Source organism: Acetobacter thailandicus (assembly GCF_011516655.1).
GTDB lineage: Bacteria > Pseudomonadota > Alphaproteobacteria > Acetobacterales > Acetobacteraceae > Acetobacter > Acetobacter thailandicus.
Genome location: NZ_WOSV01000001.1, coordinates 47,068 through 70,626 on the forward strand (window position 1 = coordinate 47,068; position 23,559 = coordinate 70,626).

A 23,559-nucleotide genomic window follows, 5' to 3' on the forward strand; every position below is an offset into this window, starting at 1 on the left:
CAATCATAATTTTATACAGATCATGCACTGACAGAAGTTTTGCGGTAAGGCACCAGACAGGCGGCTACCAGCAATACACAACAGGAAAGCCCCCAGAAAGAAGACCACTGTGTCAGCGCGAGATAAACGGGAGGAGCAGCCAGGCAGATAAGTGACGTCAGCTGCCCGACAAGGCCTGAGACAACACCAATATCTTCCTGTCTGCTAACGAATGTCGGCAACTGCGCCATTGTGCCCCCTGCCATGCCACCAAAAGCCAGCAACCAGCAGATGAGCGCAACGAGCGCCCAGCCAAAACCACCGCCTGGAAAAAACAAAACAAACAAAGCGGCCAGGCCCAGGCAAACAAGCGAACGATACATTATTCTGTAATGCACCTGCTTGGTCAGAATATAACCGGTAACAAAGCCACCGAGCATCATGGCAAAAATTTTTGCTGCTGCTATGCCACTGTTAGACATACCCACCTCAACCCCGTAAGCACGAGCGAGGTAAGAGGGGGTAACAACACTAACGCCATAAGCAACCGCATTAGGTAAAGCGAGCGAAAAACCAAGACGTATAATAGCTTTGTCTTTAAACAATAAAGCCAGGCCACCATTACCAGTATTGACATTTACCTGTTCTTTGCGACGCGGCAGCTGCATAACAAAACAGGTGAGTGCTGCAAAAATAGCCGCATGCCACAAAAAAACATGCTGCCAGACACCACCGATGGTAAATGGCACGGCCAGCAACAAGCCGAAAGCATAACCAACAGGCCCATATGTAGACCAGAAAGACAGGGCGCGTGTACGGGCGTCGCCTTCAAGCCAGGACACAAGAGCCGATGGGCATGTCACGGTCAGGGCACCAAAAGACGCCCCTGACAAACACATACCAAAATAAACAAGTAACCAGCTATGAGCCTGACTTAAACAGACATCGCCTGCGATCGCGAGCAAGCCTGCCAGCACCATACCTGAACGAATACCAATACGATCAACCAGGCGCCCTATAGGTACGCACGCCAGAGCAGAGGGTAAAGAAAAAAGCGAAATTGCAAAACCAGCCTGTGGCGCTGCAATTGAAAGATCGTGGATAACATGAGGCAGAAATGAAACAAAAACACCAATGCTGGACATTGAAGCCACGATCATCGCGTAGCAAAAAAGCAAAAGCCAGAGCGCTGAAGTGTTGCCAAGAAACGGGCTGACATTAACAGGTTCTTTCATATCACCCCTCCTCCTCCAGTACGCGGTTGTTCATTGCCTGCCCCAGCAAAACAAGACGATCATAATGATCGATGTTGCTTAACCCCTGCGCGTGGGCATCCAGGCTAAAAAGCAGACGCTTTGCAGGCTGATAAACAGGCCAGTGTGTTAAACTACTGCCGTTAGGCGAGCCTGTTTTTGCAAAATTGAGCCAGTAGCCAGAGACAACCTGCATCAGATGTTCCTGTTCTGAGCGACGGACGGGATCTTCATACTGATGTGTTTTAAGTACAAACCCTATTTCAGCACCATGAAAAGCACCTGCATCTGCCGGCTGACCTGGTGCCGGGCGTGGGTTAACTGGTTTTGTATGCGCATAATCAAAGCGATAGGCATAGCTGGGCACATGCCGCGACATCACCTGTGACAATACGATGGTATTCCAGTTAAACACGACATCACCAAATATCTGATGTCCCATAGCCGCAGGCGTCTTATACCCTTCCTGACGCAAAACCTGCAGCAGTGGATCACGCTGCTGACCATAAAAATCTGATACAGCAGACTGGAGCCCGGTTTGTGTGCCGCCACCCATTGGTGGAAAAAGGCTGCCTTCATCATGGTTATGCCCGGCCATAACCGGCACCCGGGCACAGTCACCTTCTGCCATCATGCTGTAAGGCGAGCGTGGAACAAGCCAGCCATCAACAGCAGGATAAAACAGCCAGTTAAAACCATACGACTTGATAAGATCTTTTGCCGGAATGCGGCGTAATGCCTCGAGCGATGGCGCTTTAAGGCTCTGAGCATAAGCCGCCCCCACCTGCTCCATCTGCTTTGTGTTACCAAGCAGAATATAAGAACTGGGTTTACCAAGTGGTGCGCCACTTTGCGCAACGGCCCGATGAAACAGACCACGTGAAGCCGGCATAACAAGATGATAGGCAACACTAAAGGCACCAGCTGACTGGCCAAAAATCGTGACATTATCAGGGTCACCGCCAAACCGGGCAATATTGTCACGAACCCACTGAAGGGCAGCAACCTGGTCCATCAGCCCATAGTTACCTGACACACCATGAGGAGATTCCTGCGCCAGCTCCGGATGAGCAAAGCTACCTAAGATCCCTACACGGTAGTTAACAGAGACAAAAACAACACCATCAGCAGCCAGGCGCGCACCATCATATTTTGGGTCCTGCGACGCCCCCATGATAAAGGCACCGCCATAAATCCAGACCATAACCGGGCGTAAACGCCCGTCTGATGGAGGGGCCCATACATTAAGATTCAGGCAATCCTCATCCATATGCGACGGAGTGAAGCTTTCCATTGGCCCGGACGGTGCCCAGGGACTGCCACCAAACTGTGTGCACGACCTGACACCTGCCCAGGGTGTAACAGGTTGCGGTGGTTTCCAGCGTAAATTGCCCACAGGAGGCGCTGCATACGGAATACCAAGCCAGGCGGTTACTCCCGGTTGCATCGTGGCACAACCAGAAACCTGCCCGGCCGTCGTTTGACGCACCGGAGCCGGAGCTGCAGCACCCAGGCCACCGGCGAGACAGGCACCTCCCGCCAGCAGAAACGTTCTGCGACCGAAACCATATTCCGTCATGTGCACTCTCCTGCGTATCAGATATCAGAAACCTGCTGATACCGTTGCCATGGCCATAAACGGTGTAGAAACGTAATAAGACGGTGTGCCACTTTTTGCGACAGTGCCACCATTGACGCCTTTTGTTGCCACAGCATTAGACTGGACGCTATAGACCCCGGAAAGATAGTGGTTATTAGCAAGATTAACGATATTTAAGCGAATTTCAGGATGCTTGAGAAATCCGATATTATGCATACGATACCCTGCTGTCAGATCAGCCTGCACATAGGATGGTATGGATTCATCATTCATAAATGTTGAATACTGCTTACCAACCCATTTAATACCAGCATTGCCGAACCATGTACCATCATCATAATCAAGGCCAAAGCCAAGCTGATATTTTGGTGCCATAACAGCATTTTTACCTTTTGTTGGCAGTGCATTATTCCCGACATAAAGGTTGTTATCAATTTTAGCATCGAGATATTCAGCTGACATATAAGGGCGGAAATGATGAATAGGTGCTGTGCCAAGCTCAAAATCTACACCACGCGCATGCTGTCCACCACCATTCAGCTGAGATGGAATTTGCTGGTTACCACGGTAAATCATTGTACTGACAAGGCGATTGGTCATATTATAATTAAAGAATGCAATACGGGCCATTACCTTATCTGAGGTATAACGATACCCTATTTCTTCAGAAATCGTATATTCAGGCTTAAGGTTGAGGTTAGCTGCGCCGGTTACAGCACCATTATAGGTACTTTCATACATTGCATTGGTCGTAGGAAGACGAAAGGCCGTGCTACCATTAATGTAAAACTGATGATGTGAATTAATAGTATAAGTCATACCAACATTTGGAAGAGGCTCAGCCGTATTAACACCCATATGATAAGGAGTACCAGGAAGTGAGTTTGTCCCCTGGCGGTTAACCATTGCCTCACGAAAGCCTGCTGTAATTTTCAGCTTATCATGAAATAATGAGAGTGTATCAGCAATATATAATACATTAGTCGTAATATATGAATGAGACGCCATCAGATAATACGGACTGCCATCAGCCTGCCTGTAATAGTGGCTGTCACCCCATGGATTCATTGGCGAACCATTTGCTTTTACACGACCATACTGTGAAAAAAGATTATCATTTTCATATTGAAACCAGTAACCAAACGTCAGAGTGTTATGCCGTGTGGCATAAGCCATGTTTGTATTAAACCCGGAGCGTGATGTTTGCTCGATATAAGGTTCATACACCATTGATGAACCACCAATTTTTCCATCGCCGTTCAGGTCAACCTGGTATTTATTCAAACCACTGTAAACAGCATCTTCTGATACAACACCCCCAAAGCCGGTTGTGCCATAGTTATAATATGTATAAGGCGTAAAATTGAACGTCAGCTGATCTGTGAGCTTCAGTTTTGTCGGCGCAGAAACAAGGAGTGCTTCATAGGGGTTCTGGTGAAGCTTGTAATATTTTGAATTTGTACCATTGTCATAGTCTTTAGTATAATTATATCCAGGCCCTGCTTTAAACTGTGCGGCCGTAGGATAATTATAGTTAGAAATATTAAAGTTACCGTAAGTGATTGTCAGCTTTGTATTGCTTTGTTTTCCCCAGTCTTTAACAACACCAACGTCAACATGTGTTTTTGAATCATGACCGGCACCACGCGTATGATCTGCCTCTGTCTGCGACACAGAAACAAACATACGGATTCCCGAACGCCCAAGGTCACCGCTATCTACACGCATAAACCCACGCGCCATGTTATATGACCCACCGGTTGCATCGGCCATCACATGAAAATTATGTGAAGGGTTACGTGTAAACAATGTCATCACACCGCCGGATGCGTTGACTGTTGGGGTTGTCACATCGGGAGAACCCTGCTCCAGACTTATTTTTTCAAGATTTTCAGTATCAGCCCACTCAGAGGGGTTAACAATACTGTTATATGACCCCGTAACCGGAATACCTTCATAAACAAAGCCCATCTGTGAAGCATCAAGCCCACGGACTGAGAAACCACCACCACCAAACTGCATACCAAATGGATCAGATGAAGCCGCATTAGCACCAGGTGTCAGCTTCATCAGCTGAAAAGCAGACTGAGTAGGCGACTGTTTAGCAATAAAATCCCGCGTCACAGTACTGACAGACTTATCGCCTGTTTCTTTGGTCATCAGACCACCGCCAAACTGCTGACCAGTTACCCCACTTGCCGAAATACCCCCTGAACCATGTACTTCAAGATACTCGTTATTGCGACTTCCTATTTCTTTTCGAGGAACTTTTTTATTCTGATCAACCGGCACCTGTATTTTTTTACGCGGGCTAACCGTTTTATGCGTAACCGCTGCATGTGCCTTTTCGGCTGCAACGTGCGTTACCAGAGAAACACAACTAACCAACAAAACGAACTTTCTACTGTAACGCATCACTGACCCTTCCCCCATGACAGAGTGAAAAACTCATCTCCTGACAAACACAAAAACCGCAATTTATTTTGAAAACGAAACAATTAACGTTATCAAAAACAAATAAATAAAAAAACAAATATTCTATTTATTAAATTAAAAACAAAAAATAACGTAATATTAAATGAGAAAATTCAAGTATTAATTACTTATACTTTATTTCCCAATAAGCCCCTTCAGATCGAACTGAACGTCACCTGCCTGCTGCATATCCGGGCTTATCTCAGCAGCCAGTAATCTTCGGGCAAGCATATGCAACGCAGGCTGATTTATAGTTTCAACTGCCCCAAGTCGACCATTGCTATAAAAATGAAAAAGCGCATATTTTCCTGAAGATTTTTCTCCTCTCACAACGCAGGTCATACCATCCTCTATGATACCTGCCGTCTGAAATTTTACTCCAAGCTGATCAGACCAGAACCACGGCACAGCAGCATATTCTTTCGCCTCGCCGACAATAACTGAAGCCGCAACCCGCGCCTGATCCATCGCATTTTGCACACATTCTAATCTTAATGTCTGAGCATGGTGTGCGACAGGAAACCTGCTGCAATCACCAATTGCGAATATAAATTCGTCGGAAGTTTTACAGAATTTATCAACAACAATACCATCCTGGCACGCTAAGCCCGCTTCACCCGCCAGTGTCTGTTCTGGCACAATACCTGTGCCCAGAATAACCATTTCTGCATTAATGACAGTATCATCATGCAACACGACATCTATTGTTGTTTTATGTCCTGCATTAATGGCTTTTACCGGACATGACAAATGGAGAAAATTGCCTGCTTTTTTATGTAGCTCTGCAACATATTCAGACAACTCTGCTGAAGCGGCACGGCGCAAAAGACGTGGCGCCATTTCAACAATATGCACCTCTTTTTTAAAGTGCGTTCGTAATGTTGCGGCAAGCTCAAGCCCGACATAACCGCCGCCAATAACAACCACTGCACCAGAAAGAGAAGCTGCTCTTCTGGCTATATTCGAGGCATCCTGCACGGTACGCAACGTATAAACGTGCTCTGGTAAATCAGCTCCATGCCATGGCCTGGGTTTGCTCCCTGTCGCCAGAACAAGATAATTGTAAGAAACTATCTTACCATTACTCAGCACAACATTTTTCTGCCCGGGGTTTACTGCTGTTACCTTTACTCCTGTCAGAAGATCAATGTTATCCTCCTGATAAAAAGACGCGCTTTTTAAAGGAAGGGAATCTGCACTGACAGCACCGGTCATATACCCTTTTGACAAAGGCGGACGATGACAGGGTATACCTTCTTCTTCACTGACAAGAAGAATACGATCAGTATAACCTGCTTCCCTCAGGGCAGCTGCACAGGTTACCCCTGCATGCGATGCACCAATAATGACCGTCCCCGCCGACATCAGAACTGCCTGTCGGGCACTTCTATGCCCATACCATCCATACTGTCATCAACCATGACCTGACAGGCCAGACGGCTGTTGGGGCGGCGTTCAGCTGCAACGCCTTCAAGCATTTCAGATTCTTCGTCTGTCAGGTCCGGCAAACGATCAGAGTAACTCTCATCAATATAAACATGGCAGGTCGCACAGGCGCAGGCTCCGCCACATTCAGCGTCTATTCCACGAATATTTGCCTGAATGGCAAGCTGCATGACACTGACACCACTTTTGGCATCCACTTTACGAACGCTTCCATCACGCTGGTGAAAAATCAGTTCTGGCATACTCAGGTGTTCCATAACGTGAAAACAACAGTAACGCGATAACCCCGATGAGACTCAGTTCGTCGCGATATCAAAACAAACTTGCATCCTTTCCGTATTTCTTGCAAGCATAATGTTCGTATAAAAAAAATATGTTCACATAGAAAACATTTCATTTTACTCATCAGCCACAGGAGAACGTCCACATGATGAGCGCAGAACAAAATGCAAGGATCACGCGTATCACGGCAGATCAGCCGGCAGGCAAGCTGTTACGCCAGTACTGGCAGCCTGTAGCCCTTTCAGTCGAGCTTGACGGTCCGCGTCCTATCCGCCCCGTCGAACTGCTGGGGCAGCATTTTGTCATTTTTCGTGACGAGAGCGGCACGCTGGGCATGCTTGACCGCGACTGCCCGCACCGCAATGCTGACCTGGCGTTTGGTCGCCTTGAGGATGGCGGGCTACGCTGCCCGTTTCATGGCTGGCTTTTCGATGTTAACGGGGACTGCCTCCAGACTCCGGCGGAGCCAAAAGGCAGCACCCTCTGCAAACGCATTAAGCAAAAATCCTATCCGGTTATTGAAAAAAGCGGGATTATTTTTGCTTTTCCTGGTGAAGGTGAGCCTCCGGCTTTTCCTGATCTTGACTGTTTTATTGCCCCTGACAACTATGTTTTTGCATTTAAGGGGCTGATGGAATGCAACTGGCTTCAGGCACTTGAAGTCGGTATTGACCCGGCTCATGCCAGCTTTCTGCATCGTTTTTTTGAAGATGATGAAGCCGAATCTTCTTACGGGCGTCAGTTTCGTGCAACATCTGCCAACAGCACAATGCCCATGACCCGCGTTCTGCGTGAGTTTGACTGCCCCGATATTACAGTCGACACAACCGACTATGGCCTGCAGCTTATTGCCACACGCGCTATGAGCGAAGAGAACACACATGTGCGCGTCACAAATGTTCTGTTCCCACAGGCTTTCGTTATTCCGCTCTCAGGCGAAATGACCATAACTCAGTGGCATGTACCTGTTAATGATACCAGCTGTTACTGGTATGCTATTTTCACCAGCTTCTCAGAGCCGGTCGATAAAGACCATATGCGTGAGCAGCGCCTGAAGCTTTATACGCTGCCGGACTACCGCCCGCGTGTAGGGCGCGCCAACGACTATGGCTTTGATCCTGGCGAACAGGCCAGCAAAACCTACACCGGTATGGGAGATGATATTAACGTACACGATCAGTGGGCCGTAGAATCACAGGGGCCGATACAGGACCGTACCCGTGAACATCTGGGTCAGACGGATAAAGGAATTATCGCCTACCGTCGCATGCTTAATCAAGCCATTGATCAGGTCGAGCGCGGTGAAAAACCACTGATGGTACTAAATACCACTCAGGCAGCAGCCATACAGGGCCCTGCAACGATGGATGGCGTAGGCCCCGCCAGCAACACAGAGGACTACTGGAAAGACGTTGATGCCCGCCGCCGGTCTGCGGCTCCATGGCGCCAGGCCGCCGTTCAGATATAAGGGGGTTCGACGATGAGCTTTATTCAGCAGCATGGACTATGGACTGAAAAACAGCAACGCACGGCCAAAGAGGTAGCAAACAAGGTGCGTGCAGAAAACATTCAGGTTATTCGTTTTTGCTTTCCTGATCAGCATGGTATTTTACGCGGCAAAACACTTGTTGCTGACGCCCTGGGCAGCGCTTTTAGCAGTGGAATCTCTCTTGCCTCCTCTCTGTTGCTGAAAGACACAGCTCATCGTACTGTTATCTCTGTTTTTTCAGCACAGAATACCATTAAGGATTCTGCGGTTCAGGGTTCTGCTGACATGTGCATGATACCTGACCCGACCAGCTTTAAGGTACTACCCTGGGCACCACATACCGGCTGGATGCTGTGTGATCTGTATTATAAAAATGGTGAAAAAGTACCTTATGCAACACGACATATTTATCGTGATGCGCTGCAACGCCTGGCTGAGACGGGCTATGAATTTATGGCCGGGCTGGAGGTCGAGTTTCACCTCACCCGCATTGAAAATCAACGCCTGCACCCTGACGATGCAGGTCAGCCAGCGGCCCCACCTGACGTTTCCCTGTCTCACCGGGGCTATAACTACCTGACAGAACTGAATTACGATCAGATCGACCCGATGATGGAGGTCATGCGTAAAACTGTTCAGAGACTTGGGCTCGGCTTGCTTTCGCTAGAGGTCGAATTTGGACCAGGGCAGGTCGAAATAGTTTTTAAAGCCGATAAAGGCCTGCAACCAGCCGATGACATGATTCTGTTTCGCTCTGCTGTAAAACAGGTTTGCCGCAGACACGGCTACCATGCCAGCTTTATGTGCCGGCCTCGTCTGCCTTCTGTCATGTCAAGCGGGTGGCACCTTCATCAGTCTCTGTGCACGCCTGACGGGCAAAATATTTTTATGCCCGAAAAAGCTGAAGATCAGCTTTCTTCAACCGGCATGGCATGGCTTGGAGGACTTTTAAAACATGCTGAATCAAGCAGTGTTTTTTCTACACCAACAATTAACGGATATAAACGCTACCGTCCGTTCTCTCTGGCCCCTGACCGGGCCATATGGGGTATTGACAACCGTGGTGTTATGCTACGCGTTCTTTCTGCACCTCACGATAAAGCCTCACGCATTGAAAATCGTGTAGGAGAGCCAGCGGCAAACCCCTACCTCTATATGGCATCACAAATTATTGCCGGGATGGACGGTCTGAAAACCAGCGCTGACCCTGGACTACCCGCCGATGCACCATATGAAACACAGGCTCCGCTACTACCCACCACACTGGCACAGGCTACGGATGCGCTCGATAAAAGCACTCTCTTTCGTGGGGCTATGAGTGATACTTTTATTAATTACCTGATTGCAATTAAACGCTCTGAAATAAGGCGGTATGAACTTGAAGTTTCTGAATGGGAACAACGGGAATATTTTGATATATTCTGATATCGTAACTTTTACCCTCTCTCCGGCCTCTCTGTCACCTCACAGGATCTGACATGAAATTTCCATCGCTGTTCTCTTCTCTTCTGATGCTTTCCACAATCTGCCTGCCGGTGCAGAGCATGGCTACACCTCCTGCACCGTTTTATGACTGGTCTGGCCCGGTCACAGATGCCCCGGGTACAATGCTGCGCTCAGAACCTCTCAAAGCAACCTGGCTGCCAGCTGATACAGGCAAAGCTTTTAAAATTCTTTACAGCTCAACCGATGGAATGAAACCCGAAAACAAAGTGCCGGTCTCAGGGTATATCCTCATCCCTTCCGGCCCGGCTCCCAAAGGCGGGTGGCCACTGGTTATCTGGGCACATGGCACAACAGGAGTGGCTGATGTCTGTGCACCATCATGGATGGGCCCTGCAGCCAGAGACCAGGCCTATCTGAATGTATGGCTGAAACGAGGCTTTGCAGTTGTCGCATCCGACTATCAGGGACTGGGTACACCAGGCACACACCCTTATCTGTTATACCGCCCCGAAGCCTATAGCCTGCTTGATGCCGCACGAGCTGTGCTGAAGCAGCATCATTTCGATATACAAAATAAAGCAATGATTGTTGGCCAGTCACAGGGAGGGGGCGCAGCACTTGCTGCAACATGGGCTTTTCCACACTATGCACCTGACCTCAATGTCAAAGGAGCTGTGCTGACAGGCTTAGTTACTGCAATACATCAGGACACACCAGAGCTAAACGAAAAACGCTATACAACTGTTGATGCGATGGACCCTGCTTTCGCTACACTACGCCTTGCTGGCACAGACCAGGCTATTCACCCGGAGACTGACCCTTCATCTCTCTTTTCTGAAAAAGGAAAGAGAATGCTTGAAGTTGCCCATAACGGGTGCCTGCATGATCTCTTCCGCGAAGCTAAAAAGCTGAATATCAAAACCGGTAAAGAACTCGTATCACGCGACATCACAGCCTATGACCGCGACATGACCCGTTATTTTGAACTACCTGACGGGCATCTCACTGTGCCGGTTTTCTTAGGCACCGGGCTTGCTGACAACATGGCCGGTACAACTGGTCAGTACGGTGCAGCTCTCGCCCTTTGTAAAGCCGGCAGTGTTGTACAGTGGCATAAATACCCCGGCATTACGCATAGCGGTGCAGTCAACTACTCACTGCCTGATTCAGAGCAGTTTACGCATGACATTATGAACGGCAGCCCGGTTGCCTCATCATGCAGCGACATGACCCCTCCGGGGCCCATTCAGAAACCAACCCCCAATATTCCTTTTAACCAGTAAACCATTAAGAAAAGACAGCGGAACATGAACCACTCATCAGCACCATCTTCTGCAACACAAACTGAAGAATGGTCAGCAGAATTTGTGCTGACACGGCCCGGTCATGATGCTCCGCTGTTTAACCAGCGTATTACAACCCGTGATGGTCGCCTGTGCGCGCTACAACCCGAGATATTACCTCAACAGGGGGCTGGCCGTGTCGCCATACCCGCCTTTGCCAATGCACATGATCATGGTCGGGGCGTGCCTACCCTGTCAGCTGGCATTCCTGACGGGCCACTGGAACTCTGGCTGTCGCGCCTGGGGGTTGAGCCACGTATGCAGGCTTACCTTAATGCGGCCTGTGCCTTTGCAAACATGGCTGAAGCAGGGATTGGCGCTGTTGTGCACTGCCACAATACGCAAAATGGTCGGGCCCTGCTGGAAGAAGCAGAAGGCGTCGCTGCTGCTGCCCGTGATGTCGGCATCAGAGTCGCTTTTGCTGTTCCGTTTGCTGGTGAAAACCCTTTTGTCTACGGCGATAATGCAGCTCTGGGCGGGTATATGCCTGATCTCTCCCGCTATCCCCAGCTTTCTGCACCGCGACACAAACGTTCACTGGCGGAAGGTCTCGCCATCACTGATGCACTGACCCACCTGGAAAGCCCGACTTTTACCGTACAGTATGGCCCTGTCGGCCCGCAATGGACTAACCGGGAGACACTCGAAACACTAAGTGCTCTTTCAGCCTCGATCGGACGCCGGGTACATATGCATTTTTTTGAAACACGCTTACAGCGTGAATGGGCCGACGCACAATTTCCTGAAGGTCTTATCCCCTGGCTTGACAAAATCGGCCTGCTTTCACCCCGCCTCACTCTGGCGCATTGCTGCTGGCTGCGCGAGCACGAGCTTGAGCTGCTGGCACAGCGCGGGGTGCTGATTGCGTGTAATACCTCTTCAAATTTTCGCCTCTCTTCAGGTCTCCCTCCCATCGCTGGCGTACTGCGCCACGCTATTACGTTCGGAGTCGGGCTGGATGGCATGTCACTGGAAGATGACCATGATATTTTACGAGAAACCCGTTTGCTGCGTGGTGTTGCACAGGCACTTGATGCTGGCATAGACGGTGTTGCCGACAAAGGCATGTTGTTAACGCACTGTTGTGACGCCCTTCTGCGCGGTGGTCGTGAAGCCGTTCTGGGCCCGGATAGCGGTGGAACTCTCCTTGAAGGCGCACCGGCCGACTTTGTTATTGCACGCACAGATCGCATTATGAGGCATACCGTGCCTGATGCCGCCTTACCTGACCTGCTGCTGACACGGCTGACACGCCAGGACATCGACACGCTGGTCGTTAATGGCAAAACCATTGTAAAAAATGGCCAGTGCATCACCGTCTCAAAACCCGACCTGGAGCGGACCCTCAACGACCTGATCAAAGCTGCTCTGGATAAAAACCATGGCACCTCACCGGTCGACCCTGAATGGGAGAACGGGCTACGCCGGTATTACCGTGCCGGAGAACACCGCAAAGCAGGGATTACGCACGTATGACAGCGATAAAGCGCCTCTATGTGCTGCTATGCGGCTACGAAACCATACCCAAATATATTTCTGTCAGCGGTGCCGATAACCGCTTTATGATCAGCGAACCTATATGTGCTTACCTGCTCGACACGACACAGGGATGGATTTTGCTCGACGCAGGCATGGACCCTCAGCACGTCACAGACCCACAGAGGCTGCACACATATTTTACATCACAGGGTATGATCCCTCCGATCGTACGCACTCAGCATGACCTGAAAAATCAGCTGGCTGAAATTGGTATTACACTGGCTGATATCAGCTGGATTATTCTCTCTCACCTGCATTTTGATCACACCGGTTACATCAAACACTGCCCACAGGCGCGGGTTTCAGTACAAAAGCGAGATTATGATGCTGCTATGGGCGCTGACTATTTTGCCAGTATTGCCGAAGATTTTAACAGCCCCACGATCAGATGGGATTTCAGAGAGGGAGACTGGGACGCCTTTCCTGGCCTGACTCTGCTCGACACCCGAGGGCACACGCCGGGGCATCAGTCTGCTCTGGTGCAGTTGAAGCATAGTGGTGCATTGCTCCTGACCTTTGATGCTGGCGACCTGATGGAAAATTTCAATCAGTCTCTGCCTCCGGGCTCATGCGCTGACCAGAATGAAGCTCTGTCCTCTCTTCTGCGGATCAAAACACTTGCTGAAACGCTGCCAGCTCAGCTTATTTTATTTCATGACCCTCAACAGATACAGCAGCTCCGTTTATCTCCCGAATACTACGAATAAAATATACTCTGACCTGCAAAATGATGTTAATCTTGCCGATTTTCTGTAAAAATGCATAAAGCAGATAATAACTGTTTTTATTTTATCAGAATTCCGGTGCCCGCGATGAAAAAGAAATTTATAGCAATGAGTATCGCCTGCCTTATTTCAGGCGGAGCATCTTATGCAAAACCACCACAAAAAGATAAAATCAACACGCCTCAGACTTCTCCTGATGCCTCAATTGATATACCGCCACCTGCACCAGTTTTTGAACAAAACCCGGCACATACGCTCGAATGGTATACACAGCACAAACAGCAGCGCTCTGAAACAATTCAGGCCTGTGCAAGCAACAGCTCCATACAGGTCAGCACAAACGACTGCACTAACGCCATTAACTCTGCGGTCGCCAACCCCTGACTTCAGAGCAGCGACACAGGGTTACCTGCTGTTACTCAGACGGAGTAAGAACAAGCTATTTTTCTGCTCCGTTCTCCATGACGCTTTCTATATGGAAACGAGGTCTGTGTTTCGTTTCAAGATAAATTTTACCAATATACTCACCGATAATACCCAGTGAAAGCATCTGCACCCCTCCCATAAAGAAAATTGAGAGAACGACTGAGGACCAGCCTGCGATGGTATGTCCGGTTATTTTTATCAGTAAAATGTATAAAATAGCGAGCAAAGACAAAATACAGATCAGAAAACCCAGTGAAGCAATAAGACGCAGCGGCGCAACAGTCATGGAGGTTATACCCTCCAGCGCCAGCGCCAGCATTTTACGTAACGGGTATTTCGACTCACCGGCTATACGCACACCACGGTCATAGCGCACTTCAAGAGAAGGAAAACCGATAAGGGGAATCAAACCGCGAATGTAGATATTGCGCTCATTATAATTGAGCAAAGCTTTGAGCGCACGACTGCTGAGCAGACGGTAATCAGCATGATTAAATTTCTGCTTAACGCCCATCAGCGCCATCAGATGATAAAACCCTTCAGCCGTTGTCCTTTTAAACCATGTATCTGTCTGACGACTGTCACGCACACCATAAACCACATCATAACCGGCACAATAAGCCTTCACCATCCTCCTGATAGCCTGAACATCATCCTGCAGATCTGCATCTATACTGACGACAGCATCTGAGTGCTGACCTGCCACATGCAACCCGGCCAGCAGAGCAGCCTGATGCCCTTCATTACGCGACAGCTTAACACCCTGAATGCACTCTCCCTCAGCACAGGCCTCACGGATACATCTCCATGTCTGATCACAGCTGCCATCATCGACAAATAATAAAAAACTATCTTTTTTTATAAGGTTATCCTGCACCATTTCTTTAATGCTGTTTCTCAGCTCTGTCAGACAGGAAGAGAAAACCTCTTCCTCATTATAACAGGGCACGACAATAACCAGCCGTGGCGCCGGGCGGGACATAACTGACATTCAATACAACTTTTAAAGGCTAATAAAATTTATCCGGTTATAATATTAACATTTATTCATAAATTTGGCGATAAATTTTATTATCAGATTCATGTTCAAAAAATCAAAAAGACCGGAAACAAAGCACGCCAGCAGACTCCGGCCAGATAAATCCTCTGACCTGAATATTATCTCATTGTAAATAATATGTCTTTATTTTAATGACATTTTGTTCATAAGATTGACCACCCCCCAGGCGGTGTTTGCTTCGCTATGCACTGCAACACATTAAAGAGAAAAAAGCATGAGGCCTGTTGAACTGTCTAAACTTGTACAACGTTTAGACGATACATGTCGTCGTCAGCTTGAAAACGCCGCTGGCATGGCAGTATCACGCACGCACTACGATGTAGAGGCCGAACACTGGTTCAGTTTCCTCCTCCAGGCTGAAAACAATGATATCCTCAACATTACCAGAACACTTGGCCTGGACCCGGCACCTCTGCTTACCCACCTTGAGAAAATTCTCACGGGTCTGAAAACCGGCAATGGCAGAGCACCTGGCCTTTCACCCGATATTGTTCGCCTGATAAAATCAGCCTGGCTGGGCGCATCGGTTAACAGAAGTACCACCGCAATACGCTCAGCCGATCTGCTTCTTGCTCTGGCAGCAGATACTGATAACTGCCTGAGTCTGCGCAACGCACTTAAGCCACTACTTGGTGCTGTGTCTCGCTGCACCGAAGCTGAAGTCTGGTCTTTTTGCCAGGCAAGTGCCGAAGTGCCCCCTGCCCCGGCACCCCGGGAAATATCAGGAGATACGCAAGACGCGGTGCATGACGATAAACGCTTTGGAGCCGCCTTATCACGCTACGCACAGGATCTTGTCACTCAGGCTGAAAAAGGAAAAATTGACCCTGTCCTGGGCCGCGACAGTGAAATACGACAAATGGCGGATATTCTTCTGCGCCGTCGTCAGAATAATCCCATTCTGGTCGGTGAAGCCGGTGTTGGTAAGACAGCTCTGATCGAAGGACTCGCCCAGCGTCTGGCAGACGGTGATGTACCACCAGCTTTAAAAAACGTCCGTATTTTCACCCTTGACCTGGGCCTGCTACAGGCCGGAGCCGGTGTGAAAGGTGAATTCGAAAACCGCCTGAAAGACGTTATTGCCGACGTTGATGCCGCTCCTGTCCCTGTCATTTTATTTATTGATGAAGCTCACACTCTGATAGGTGCAGGTGCCGGAGGTACAACAGGCTCAGGTGATGCTGCTAATCTTCTCAAGCCGGCTCTCGCCCGGGGCAACCTGCGCGTTATCGCAGCCACCACCTGGGCGGAATATAAAAAATACTTCGAAAAAGATGCTGCTCTGACACGCAGGTTTCAGCCCGTAGCAGTAAACGAACCGAGCATCCCGGTAGCCACCGCAATGTTACGTGGCCTGACCAAAACACTCAGCGGGCATCATAACGTATTGATCCTTGAAGATGCCATCCACGCCGCTGTCTCTCTCTCAGCACGCTATATCACCGGACGACAACTGCCAGATAAAGCCGTGAGCCTGCTCGACACAGCCTGCGCGCGCGTCGCCATGAGTCAGAATACCACTCCGGCTCAGCTTGAAGACAGCGAGCGCAGACTAAGTATGCTGAACACAGAAATCAGCGCTCTTGAATCAGAAAGTATTTTCGACAAAGCCAGTCAGAAAGAACATCTCGCTACATTACAGGAACAACGTATAACCGAAGAAAATCGTCGCGCTGCTCTGGCTGACAAAGCTGCACAGGAATATGCCCTTGTTACAGAACTTGAGGCTCTTCAGACCCAGCTGAGCAGAGATTCAGAAGAAGATAAATCCGCTCTGAGCACAGCCTATCGTGATGCAATGGCCCGCCTTGAAATCGTTCAGGGTGACAATCCAATGATCTTCCCCATGGTAGACCATAATGCGGTTGCCGCCGTCGTTTCAGAATGGACCGGTATTCCGCTCGGACGCATGCAAAATAACCAGCTTCAGGCTGTGCTCTCTCTCGAAGAGACAATGAAACAGCGCATCATCGGGCAGGACCATGCTCTTCACGCTATTGCTCTTGCCGTACAGACCTCACGCGCCGGTCTGAATGACCCACGTAAACCCGTAGGTGTTTTCCTGATGGCCGGCACATCCGGTGTGGGCAAAACAGAAACCGCGCTGGCTCTGGCAGACCTGCTCTATGGTGGAGAACAAAGCCTCACCATTATCAATATGTCTGAGTTTAAAGAGGAGCATAAAGTCAGCCTGCTGATGGGCAGCCCCCCCGGCTATATTGGTTACGGTGAAGGCGGCATTCTGACTGAAGCTGTGCGCCGCAAGCCATATTCTGTGCTACTTCTCGACGAAATGGAGAAAGCACATCCCGGCGTGCAGGAAGTCTTCTTCCAGGTGTTTGACAAAGGACACATGAAGGACGGCGAAGGACGTGATATTGATTTTCGCAATACCCTGATCGTTATGACCTCTAATGCCGGCACAGAGTTAATTTCGAGCCTGTATGCTGACCCTGAAACAGCCCCGCCACAGGAAACAGTTGATAAGCTGGTTTATGAAGAACTGCAAAAATCCTTTAAACCTGCTTTCCTCGGGCGGACAAAGGTTATCCCCTACATCCCTCTGAGCCGCGAGACATTACTGCGTATTGTTGACCTGCAACTGACCCGCGTGCGCGACCGGGTTAAGACACGCTTTGGCGTCACCGTTGAAATTGCAGAATCGGTCAGAGAAATGCTGATTAATCGCTGCGAAGAAGGAAGTGCCGGCGCACGTGCACTGGAAAGAGTTATTGCTGACACGCTCCTGCCAGCTCTTTCACGATATATTCTTGAAAGACTTACCGCCCGTGAAGATGAAAAAAACTTCATAATAGGGCAACTTTTTATTGACTTAAATTTAGAAATGCGGCCTTTTATAACAGAACTTTAATTTTTAATCAGGGTGAGAGACGGCCGTGGCTATCTATATGCAGTACGAAGGCGTTGAAGGCAACGTTACCGAAGCCGGACACGAAGGATGGACCGAACTGACCGGGTTTCAATGGGGTGTCGGTCGAGGCATTTCCAGCAGCGTTGGTTCGACAGCCGACCGTGAGTCAAGCGCACCAAGCGTTGGTGAAGTGATCGTTACAAAGAACAATGATATGTCGACCGGTGACCTGATGAGCGAGGCTCTGTCAGGTCATGGTGATAAAGTTATCAAAATCGACTTTACACGTACCTACAAAGATCAGCAGCAGGTTTACCTGTCGCTGGAACTTCAGCAGGCCATTATCAGCTCTTACTCTCACTCTTCAAGCGGCGACCGTCCTCACGAATCGCTGGCCTTTAATTTCAACCACGTCACGGTCAAAACCTATCAGATGAATGCTGATGGCAGCCAGGGCGGTCAGAAAGTAATCACCTACGATCTGGCGACAGCAAAAGCAAACACCTGATTATAAAATTCTGCACCTTCTGGTTCAGATATTTAAAAACCGGAAGAAATATTTTTTATTTCTCTCCGGTTTTATTTTAAGACAGTCATCATGTTCTGGAAAAATAAACAAAAGCGAACATAATGCACACCAGAATACATATAACTGATTCTGTCGAAACTTAAATAATACTCCAGAATGAGGTAATCATATGAGCGGCAGTGTGCATGATAAATTAAAGAACGTTCGTAAACCGCGTGTCCACATTACCTATGATGTGGAAACAGAAGGTGCCGAAATTATAAGAGAACTTCCTTTCGTCGTTGGCGTTATGGGAGATTTTTCAGGCGACCCGCGCAAACCATTACGCCCGCTGGCTGAACGTAAATTTGTTCAGATTGACCGGGATAATTTTGATGAGGTTATGGCCCGACTGGCCCCGGGCCTTCATATGTCAGTACGCAATACCCTGACAAATGACGGTTCTGACCTTGTTACTGATCTGAAGTTTAACTCCACAGCTGATTTTGAACCTGCACAGGTTATCGACCAGGTGCCAGCACTTAAGGCCCTTCTCGAAACACGCAACAAATTACGTGACCTGATGAGTAAAGCTGATCGCTCTGAAGAACTTGAGCAGCTGCTCGAGCAGATTCTGCAACAGAATAATAAATTAAATAGTGTAACTGAAGAACTTGCCGGTAAAGAGAAGGGCTAACTGATGTCTGAAACCACATCACACTCAAAGTCAGCGACTTCAGGCAAAACTGAGGAGACCTCAGCATCCTTTCTGAGTCAGGTTGTTGCTGCAACAAAGCAGACAGAACCAGATCGTGCTGAAGAGCTGGTTCGCACACTGGTAGAGCAGGCCGCGGCAGGCACGATCAGATTTGACCGTAATATGAACCGCACGATTGAACGGGCTATTAAGCAGATTGATCAGAAACTCTCAGAACAACTTAATGAAATCATACATGATGAGCGCTTTCTGAAACTTGAGGGTTCATGGCGTGGCCTGCATTACCTGGTCAACAATTCCGAAACCAGCTCCAATCTTAAGATCCGGCTGCTCAACGTCTCCAAACGTGAGCTGAACCGTGATCTGACCCGCGCGACTGAATTTGACCAGTCCTCTTTGTTCCGCAAAATCTACGAAAGCGAATTCGGAACACCAGGAGGTGAACCTTATGGTGCACTAATTGGTGATTATGAATGGAATAACCACCCGGATGATGTCGAGACCCTGCGTCAGATATCCAACGTTAGTGCAGCAGCTTTTGCTCCTTTCATCTCGGGAGTGAGCCCGGCGATGTTCGGTTTTGATGACTGGTCTCAGCTGGCGAAACCGCGCGATCTGAGCAAAATCTTTGATAGTGCCGAGTATATCAAATGGCGTAGTTTCCGCGACAGCGAAGATAGCCGCTTTGTTAACCTTGTCATGCCCCGCGTCATGGCACGTCTGCCCTATGGCAACACAACCCGCCCGGTTGACGAGTTCGACTATGAAGAAGCCCCGCAGGATGCAAACGGTCGCTCCGAGTCCATAGCACACAACAACTATTGCTGGATGAACGCCGCCTTCGTCATGGGGGCTCGTATGACAGATTCATTCGCGCGCACAGGCTTCTGCACCACGATACGAGGTGCAGAAGGCGGTGGCAAAGTGGAAAACCTGCCTTCACACACCTTCATGTCTGACGACGGAGACCTCGACACTAAATGCCCGACTGAAATTGGCATTACTGACCGCCGTGAACACGAGCTGTCTCAGCTGGGCTTCCTGCCACTTTGTCATTATAAAAATCATGACTACGCAGTATTTTTTGGCGCGCAGAGCACACAAAAAGCAAAAGAATACGAACGCCCTGAAGCCACAGCCAACGCCCGTATTTCAACCCGCCTGCCCTGCGTTATGGCAACCAGCCGCTTTGCTCATTATCTTAAAGTGATGGCACGCGACAAGCTCGGGTCTTTTACAGAAGCTGAGGATTGCGAAATCTGGCTAAACCGCTGGATTATGAACTACGTCAATACCAACGAAAATGCCGGAGCCGAGAATAAAGCAAAATACCCTTTGCGTGAGGCTCGTGTTCAGGTGCGTGAAGTTCCTGGCAGCCCAGGATCCTACAACGCGGTTGCCTACCTGCGTCCGTGGCTGCAACTGGAAGAACTGACCACCAGTCTGCGTATGGTGGCACGGGTTCCTCAGAAAAGCTGAGAACATCCCGTGACTGAACCTGCTTCCGACTCACCTCCTGCATTGCGTGATACGATCCTTTCAGGACGTTTTGTGCTTCAGGAAACAGGGGCGGAATCTTTTATCGCCTTTCTTTCAGCTCCTGGTTACCAGGGGCTGAAAGAGTGGTTCAGCATTGATACGCTAAGTCAGGCACGTCATGATCCACAGCTGATCTGCGACATGATTGATTACGACATTACGCGTATCGACCGTATGCTGAGCACACAACTTGACATCATACTTCACGACGAATCTTTTCAAAAACTTGAAAGCGCATGGCGCGGTCTTTTATGGCTGACAGGAGGACTATCTCCCGAGTCACGGGTTTTTGTAAGAATGCTGTCTGTCAGCTGGCCGGAAATCTGCCGTGATCTGCAACATGCCGTTGATTTTGATAAAAGCGCACTATTCAGACTGATTTATGAAAAAGAATTTGGTCAGGCCGGGGGCGAACCTTTTGGCCTGATGGTTATCGACCATGAGTTTCGTCATACACCACCCCCACGCAGGCCGGGTGCCCCCCCTTCAACCGACGATATTGCCGCACTTAACAGCCTAGCGGGCATTGCTGCGGCCGCATTTTGTCCTATGGTTCTGGGTGTTTCACCTGTGTTATTTGGTGTTGAACGCTTTTGCGATCTCGCGACTGTTGTTGATCTTGTCGCCTCTCTTAAAGAAACAGATAAACGCCGGTGGGAAATGCTGCGTCGTCAGGCTGATGCGCGTTTTTTATGTGCCTGCCTGCCGCGTGTACTGGCGCGCCTGCCCTGGGGTCATGACCCGGCACGACGTGATGGTTTTTTCTACAGAGAGCGGGTTGTCCATAATAAAGAACGCCTCTGGTCCTCTGCTGCTTATGCCTTTGCATCAGTCGTTATTCGTGCACAGATGACCTATAACTGGCCGGCAGACATTCGTGGTGTTCCCATCGGCCGCACAGGTGGTGGTCTGGTGCCAGACCTTATAAGTGAAGCGTCTGCTACTGACAGACACCAGGTGTGGCACTACCCGCCGCTTGACCTGCAACTCTCCCCCGGGCAGGAGCGCGCACTGAGCAACGAAGGCTTTATGCCTCTTGTTTCTCTGCCTTTCGGTCCGGAAGCCTGCTTTAGCTCGGTCAGTAGTATCGCCAGAGCACAAGGCGGAGAAAGTGCTGCATCAGTCAATCACCACTTATCTCTGCAAATGAATATGCTTCTCTGTGTCTCACGTTTTGCCCATTACATTAAAATTCTCGGCCGGTCAGCAATCGGCAGCATAACCAGTCAGGATGCCCTGCAACGCCGTCTGCAAAACTGGCTGATGAGCTACACCAACAATAGTCAGCATGCTTCAGAGCAAACCCGAGCCAGATATCCTCTGATCGACAGTAAAGTAAAAGTTTCTGAAAAACCCGATAACCCGGGACACTTCTTTTGCGTGGTTCACCTTAAGCCACGCTACCAGCTTGACCAGATGAACATTGCTTTTAGCCTGACCACCGAACTCACCGGTCCAGCAGCCTGATATATTTTAGTGATTTATTACCGGAGTTTCTCATGACGTCTGACAGTATAAGCACAACTGCTACTGAAGCTTTTCGCAGCGGCAATCCGGAACATGCTGTTGAGCTGGCCACTGCCGCCGTACGTGCAGCCCCGACACAAAGCCAGGCGCGCTTCAGACTGTTTGAAATGCTTCTGTTCAGCAACCAGTTTGAGAGAGCTGACAACGTTCTTGACGCTTTACAAAAACTCGACACTAAAGCAGCATTATATATTGCTGAGTGTCGACAGTTACTCAGGGCTGAGGTTTCGCGCCAGAGTTACTGGAGCAGTGGCCAGCAACCAGAATTTTTGCAGGGCTGCGAGCCCGCTCAGGCACTCTGCCTGCGTGCTCTGACCGAACTTCATGCACAGGACAACGTAGCGGCAGCAACCACACTGGAAGAAGCCGAAAACATACGTCCGCACGCTCCGGGAGAAACTAACAAAGCTGAATTCTCTGACTTTCGGGATACTGATGACCTGTGTGCCGGCGCCCTTGAAGTGCTGACAACAACGGGACGCTATTTTCAGGTACCACTCTCACGCGTTGAAAGCGCCTCTTTCCTTCCGGTAAAATGTCACCGTGATTTGTACTGGCGAGGGTGCCACCTGAACATCACAAACGGGCCTGATGGTATTGTTTACATCCCCGCTATTTACGGAGCGACCGCGACTCTGGCCGAGCACTTGCCAGAACGCGGCAAACTATTAACCGGACAGATGACAGAATGGACTGATGGAGATGTTGCTCGCGGTATCGGGCAGCGCCTCTTCCTCGCTGGTGATGAGGGGCTGACCCTGTATGATATCGGGGAGCTGACGTTTAAAGTATGAATAAGCGCAAAGACCGCATAAGACAGCCGGCAAGCCAGAACTCACGTCAGTCTGACACACAAAACACGCCTGTCAGACTCTCCGTTTTTGACCGTCTTATTGCACCAGAATCAGCACAGGCCAGTATTACAAACTCACGTACAGGCATTAAAACACTACAAAATGCTGTGTTACGCGATGTATCTCTCCTGCTTAACTCACGACGTTGCTGGTATCAGCCATCACGAGAGCAAAAAGACCTGCGCCGCTCTTTACTAACCTATGGTGTACCTGACTTCACCTCTGGCGAGCTGGGGGAGCAGGACAACCGTGAAATGCTGCGTGCTGCTATCGAACAAACGATCACACGCTTTGAAACGCGGCTGAATAATGTGCGGGTCGCACTCAGAGAAGAACGTGACCGTAGTCACGGAGTTCTTAAATTGCGAATTGATGCTTTACTTCACGTGGAGCCTTTGCAGACACCGATCTGTTTCGACACGGTTATTGACCTGGCCTCAGCACATGCTGATGTTTTGCTAAACGAAGTGGTCTGACA

The 23,559-nt window shown here is 49.3% G+C and carries 19 protein-coding genes; 13 read left to right on the top strand and 6 right to left on the bottom strand.

Annotated elements, in window-relative coordinates:
- Positions 1–20 precede the first annotated feature (20 nt).
- The 5 genes from GOB58_RS00175 to GOB58_RS00195 all read right to left on the bottom strand — a co-directional run bounded on the left by GOB58_RS00175 (position 21) and on the right by GOB58_RS00195 (position 6,995).
- Complete coding sequence (locus tag GOB58_RS00175) at positions 21–1,214, bottom strand: MFS transporter (protein ID WP_086634968.1); 1,194 nt, start codon at positions 1,212–1,214, stop codon at positions 21–23.
- 1 nt (position 1,215) lies between these two features.
- A complete protein-coding gene (locus GOB58_RS00180; protein ID WP_173558979.1) occupies positions 1,216–2,811 on the bottom strand; it encodes a carboxylesterase/lipase family protein in 1,596 nt (531 codons plus the stop codon).
- Positions 2,812–2,835: 24 nt separating this feature from the next.
- Positions 2,836–5,247, bottom strand: coding sequence for a TonB-dependent receptor (locus tag GOB58_RS00185; RefSeq protein ID WP_173558980.1), 2,412 nt, complete (start codon positions 5,245–5,247; stop codon positions 2,836–2,838).
- Between the two features lie 195 nt (positions 5,248–5,442).
- On the bottom strand, positions 5,443–6,672 hold the full coding sequence (locus GOB58_RS00190; RefSeq protein ID WP_173558981.1) for an NAD(P)/FAD-dependent oxidoreductase: 1,230 nt from the start codon (positions 6,670–6,672) through the stop codon (positions 5,443–5,445).
- Positions 6,672–6,995 (bottom strand): 2Fe-2S iron-sulfur cluster-binding protein, encoded by a 324-nt coding sequence (locus tag GOB58_RS00195; RefSeq protein WP_086554693.1) that lies wholly within the window; start codon positions 6,993–6,995, stop codon positions 6,672–6,674. Before GOB58_RS00195 ends, GOB58_RS00190 begins: the two co-directional genes overlap by 1 nt.
- A gap of 185 nt (positions 6,996–7,180) precedes the next feature.
- On the opposite strand from GOB58_RS00195, the gene GOB58_RS00200 reads away from it, so the two are divergent.
- The 6 genes from GOB58_RS00200 (at position 7,181) to GOB58_RS00225 (ending at position 13,961) form a co-directional block, all read left to right on the top strand.
- Positions 7,181–8,503, top strand: coding sequence for an aromatic ring-hydroxylating dioxygenase subunit alpha (locus GOB58_RS00200; RefSeq protein ID WP_173558982.1), 1,323 nt, complete (start codon positions 7,181–7,183; stop codon positions 8,501–8,503).
- 12 nt (positions 8,504–8,515) lie between these two features.
- On the top strand, positions 8,516–9,949 hold the full coding sequence (locus tag GOB58_RS00205) for a glutamine synthetase family protein (RefSeq protein WP_173558983.1): 1,434 nt from the start codon (positions 8,516–8,518) through the stop codon (positions 9,947–9,949).
- A gap of 53 nt (positions 9,950–10,002) precedes the next feature.
- Positions 10,003–11,253: a lipase family protein gene (locus GOB58_RS00210; protein ID WP_173558984.1), complete on the top strand. Its 1,251-nt coding sequence runs from the start codon at positions 10,003–10,005 to the stop codon at positions 11,251–11,253.
- Between the two features lie 24 nt (positions 11,254–11,277).
- Positions 11,278–12,789: an amidohydrolase family protein gene (locus tag GOB58_RS00215; RefSeq protein WP_173558985.1), complete on the top strand. Its 1,512-nt coding sequence runs from the start codon at positions 11,278–11,280 to the stop codon at positions 12,787–12,789.
- A complete protein-coding gene (locus GOB58_RS00220) occupies positions 12,786–13,559 on the top strand; it encodes an N-acyl homoserine lactonase family protein (protein ID WP_086554688.1) in 774 nt (257 codons plus the stop codon). Before GOB58_RS00215 ends, GOB58_RS00220 begins: the two co-directional genes overlap by 4 nt.
- Positions 13,560–13,664: 105 nt before the next feature.
- A complete protein-coding gene (locus GOB58_RS00225; RefSeq protein WP_086554687.1) occupies positions 13,665–13,961 on the top strand; it encodes a hypothetical protein in 297 nt (98 codons plus the stop codon).
- Between the two features lie 55 nt (positions 13,962–14,016).
- On the opposite strand, the gene GOB58_RS00230 is transcribed toward GOB58_RS00225, so the two are convergent.
- A complete protein-coding gene (locus GOB58_RS00230) occupies positions 14,017–14,994 on the bottom strand; it encodes a glycosyltransferase family 2 protein (protein ID WP_173558986.1) in 978 nt (325 codons plus the stop codon).
- A 283-nt stretch (positions 14,995–15,277) separates the two neighbouring features.
- Here GOB58_RS00230 and tssH point away from each other — a divergent pair, with 283 nt between their 5' ends.
- The 7 genes from tssH to tssE all read left to right on the top strand — a co-directional run bounded on the left by tssH (position 15,278) and on the right by tssE (position 23,557).
- The gene (gene tssH, locus GOB58_RS00235) at positions 15,278–17,935 is read left to right on the top strand and encodes a type VI secretion system ATPase TssH (RefSeq protein WP_173558987.1); all 2,658 of its coding nucleotides are present in this window, start codon (positions 15,278–15,280) and stop codon (positions 17,933–17,935) included.
- Positions 17,936–17,960: 25 nt separating this feature from the next.
- A complete protein-coding gene (locus tag GOB58_RS00240) occupies positions 17,961–18,443 on the top strand; it encodes an Hcp family type VI secretion system effector (protein ID WP_086554684.1) in 483 nt (160 codons plus the stop codon).
- Between the two features lie 190 nt (positions 18,444–18,633).
- The gene (gene tssB / locus GOB58_RS00245) at positions 18,634–19,140 is read left to right on the top strand and encodes a type VI secretion system contractile sheath small subunit (protein WP_173558988.1); all 507 of its coding nucleotides are present in this window, start codon (positions 18,634–18,636) and stop codon (positions 19,138–19,140) included.
- A 3-nt stretch (positions 19,141–19,143) separates the two neighbouring features.
- Complete coding sequence (gene tssC / locus GOB58_RS00250; protein WP_086554682.1) at positions 19,144–20,640, top strand: type VI secretion system contractile sheath large subunit; 1,497 nt, start codon at positions 19,144–19,146, stop codon at positions 20,638–20,640.
- A 9-nt stretch (positions 20,641–20,649) separates the two neighbouring features.
- Entirely contained in the window at positions 20,650–22,167 is a 1,518-nt protein-coding gene (gene tssC, locus GOB58_RS00255; RefSeq protein ID WP_173558989.1) for a type VI secretion system contractile sheath large subunit, read from the top strand.
- Positions 22,168–22,199: 32 nt separating this feature from the next.
- Positions 22,200–23,021: a type VI secretion system accessory protein TagJ gene (locus GOB58_RS00260; protein WP_173558990.1), complete on the top strand. Its 822-nt coding sequence runs from the start codon at positions 22,200–22,202 to the stop codon at positions 23,019–23,021.
- On the top strand, positions 23,018–23,557 hold the full coding sequence (tssE, locus tag GOB58_RS00265) for a type VI secretion system baseplate subunit TssE (protein ID WP_173558991.1): 540 nt from the start codon (positions 23,018–23,020) through the stop codon (positions 23,555–23,557). Before GOB58_RS00260 ends, tssE begins: the two co-directional genes overlap by 4 nt.
- Positions 23,558–23,559 lie beyond the last annotated feature (2 nt).

Bases quoted from the DNA above. Each gene is read 5' to 3' on its own strand.
- GOB58_RS00205 (WP_173558983.1), top strand. From the start codon at position 8,516: ATGAGCTTTATTCAGCAGCATGGACTATGGACTGAAAAACAGCAACGC.
- GOB58_RS00215 (WP_173558985.1), top strand. From the start codon at position 11,278: ATGAACCACTCATCAGCACCATCTTCTGCAACACAAACTGAAGAATGG.
- GOB58_RS00210 (WP_173558984.1), top strand. From the start codon at position 10,003: ATGAAATTTCCATCGCTGTTCTCTTCTCTTCTGATGCTTTCCACAATC.
- GOB58_RS00175 (WP_086634968.1), bottom strand. From the start codon at position 1,214: ATGAAAGAACCTGTTAATGTCAGCCCGTTTCTTGGCAACACTTCAGCG.
- GOB58_RS00190 (WP_173558981.1), bottom strand. From the start codon at position 6,672: ATGTCGGCGGGGACGGTCATTATTGGTGCATCGCATGCAGGGGTAACC.
- tssE (WP_173558991.1), top strand. From the start codon at position 23,018: ATGAATAAGCGCAAAGACCGCATAAGACAGCCGGCAAGCCAGAACTCA.
- tssC (WP_086554682.1), top strand. From the start codon at position 19,144: ATGTCTGAAACCACATCACACTCAAAGTCAGCGACTTCAGGCAAAACT.
- GOB58_RS00195 (WP_086554693.1), bottom strand. From the start codon at position 6,995: ATGCCAGAACTGATTTTTCACCAGCGTGATGGAAGCGTTCGTAAAGTG.
- GOB58_RS00180 (WP_173558979.1), bottom strand. From the start codon at position 2,811: ATGACGGAATATGGTTTCGGTCGCAGAACGTTTCTGCTGGCGGGAGGT.
- GOB58_RS00185 (WP_173558980.1), bottom strand. From the start codon at position 5,247: ATGCGTTACAGTAGAAAGTTCGTTTTGTTGGTTAGTTGTGTTTCTCTG.
- GOB58_RS00260 (WP_173558990.1), top strand. From the start codon at position 22,200: ATGACGTCTGACAGTATAAGCACAACTGCTACTGAAGCTTTTCGCAGC.
- GOB58_RS00220 (WP_086554688.1), top strand. From the start codon at position 12,786: ATGACAGCGATAAAGCGCCTCTATGTGCTGCTATGCGGCTACGAAACC.
- GOB58_RS00225 (WP_086554687.1), top strand. From the start codon at position 13,665: ATGAAAAAGAAATTTATAGCAATGAGTATCGCCTGCCTTATTTCAGGC.
- tssB (WP_173558988.1), top strand. From the start codon at position 18,634: ATGAGCGGCAGTGTGCATGATAAATTAAAGAACGTTCGTAAACCGCGT.
- GOB58_RS00200 (WP_173558982.1), top strand. From the start codon at position 7,181: ATGATGAGCGCAGAACAAAATGCAAGGATCACGCGTATCACGGCAGAT.
- tssH (WP_173558987.1), top strand. From the start codon at position 15,278: ATGAGGCCTGTTGAACTGTCTAAACTTGTACAACGTTTAGACGATACA.
- GOB58_RS00230 (WP_173558986.1), bottom strand. From the start codon at position 14,994: ATGTCAGTTATGTCCCGCCCGGCGCCACGGCTGGTTATTGTCGTGCCC.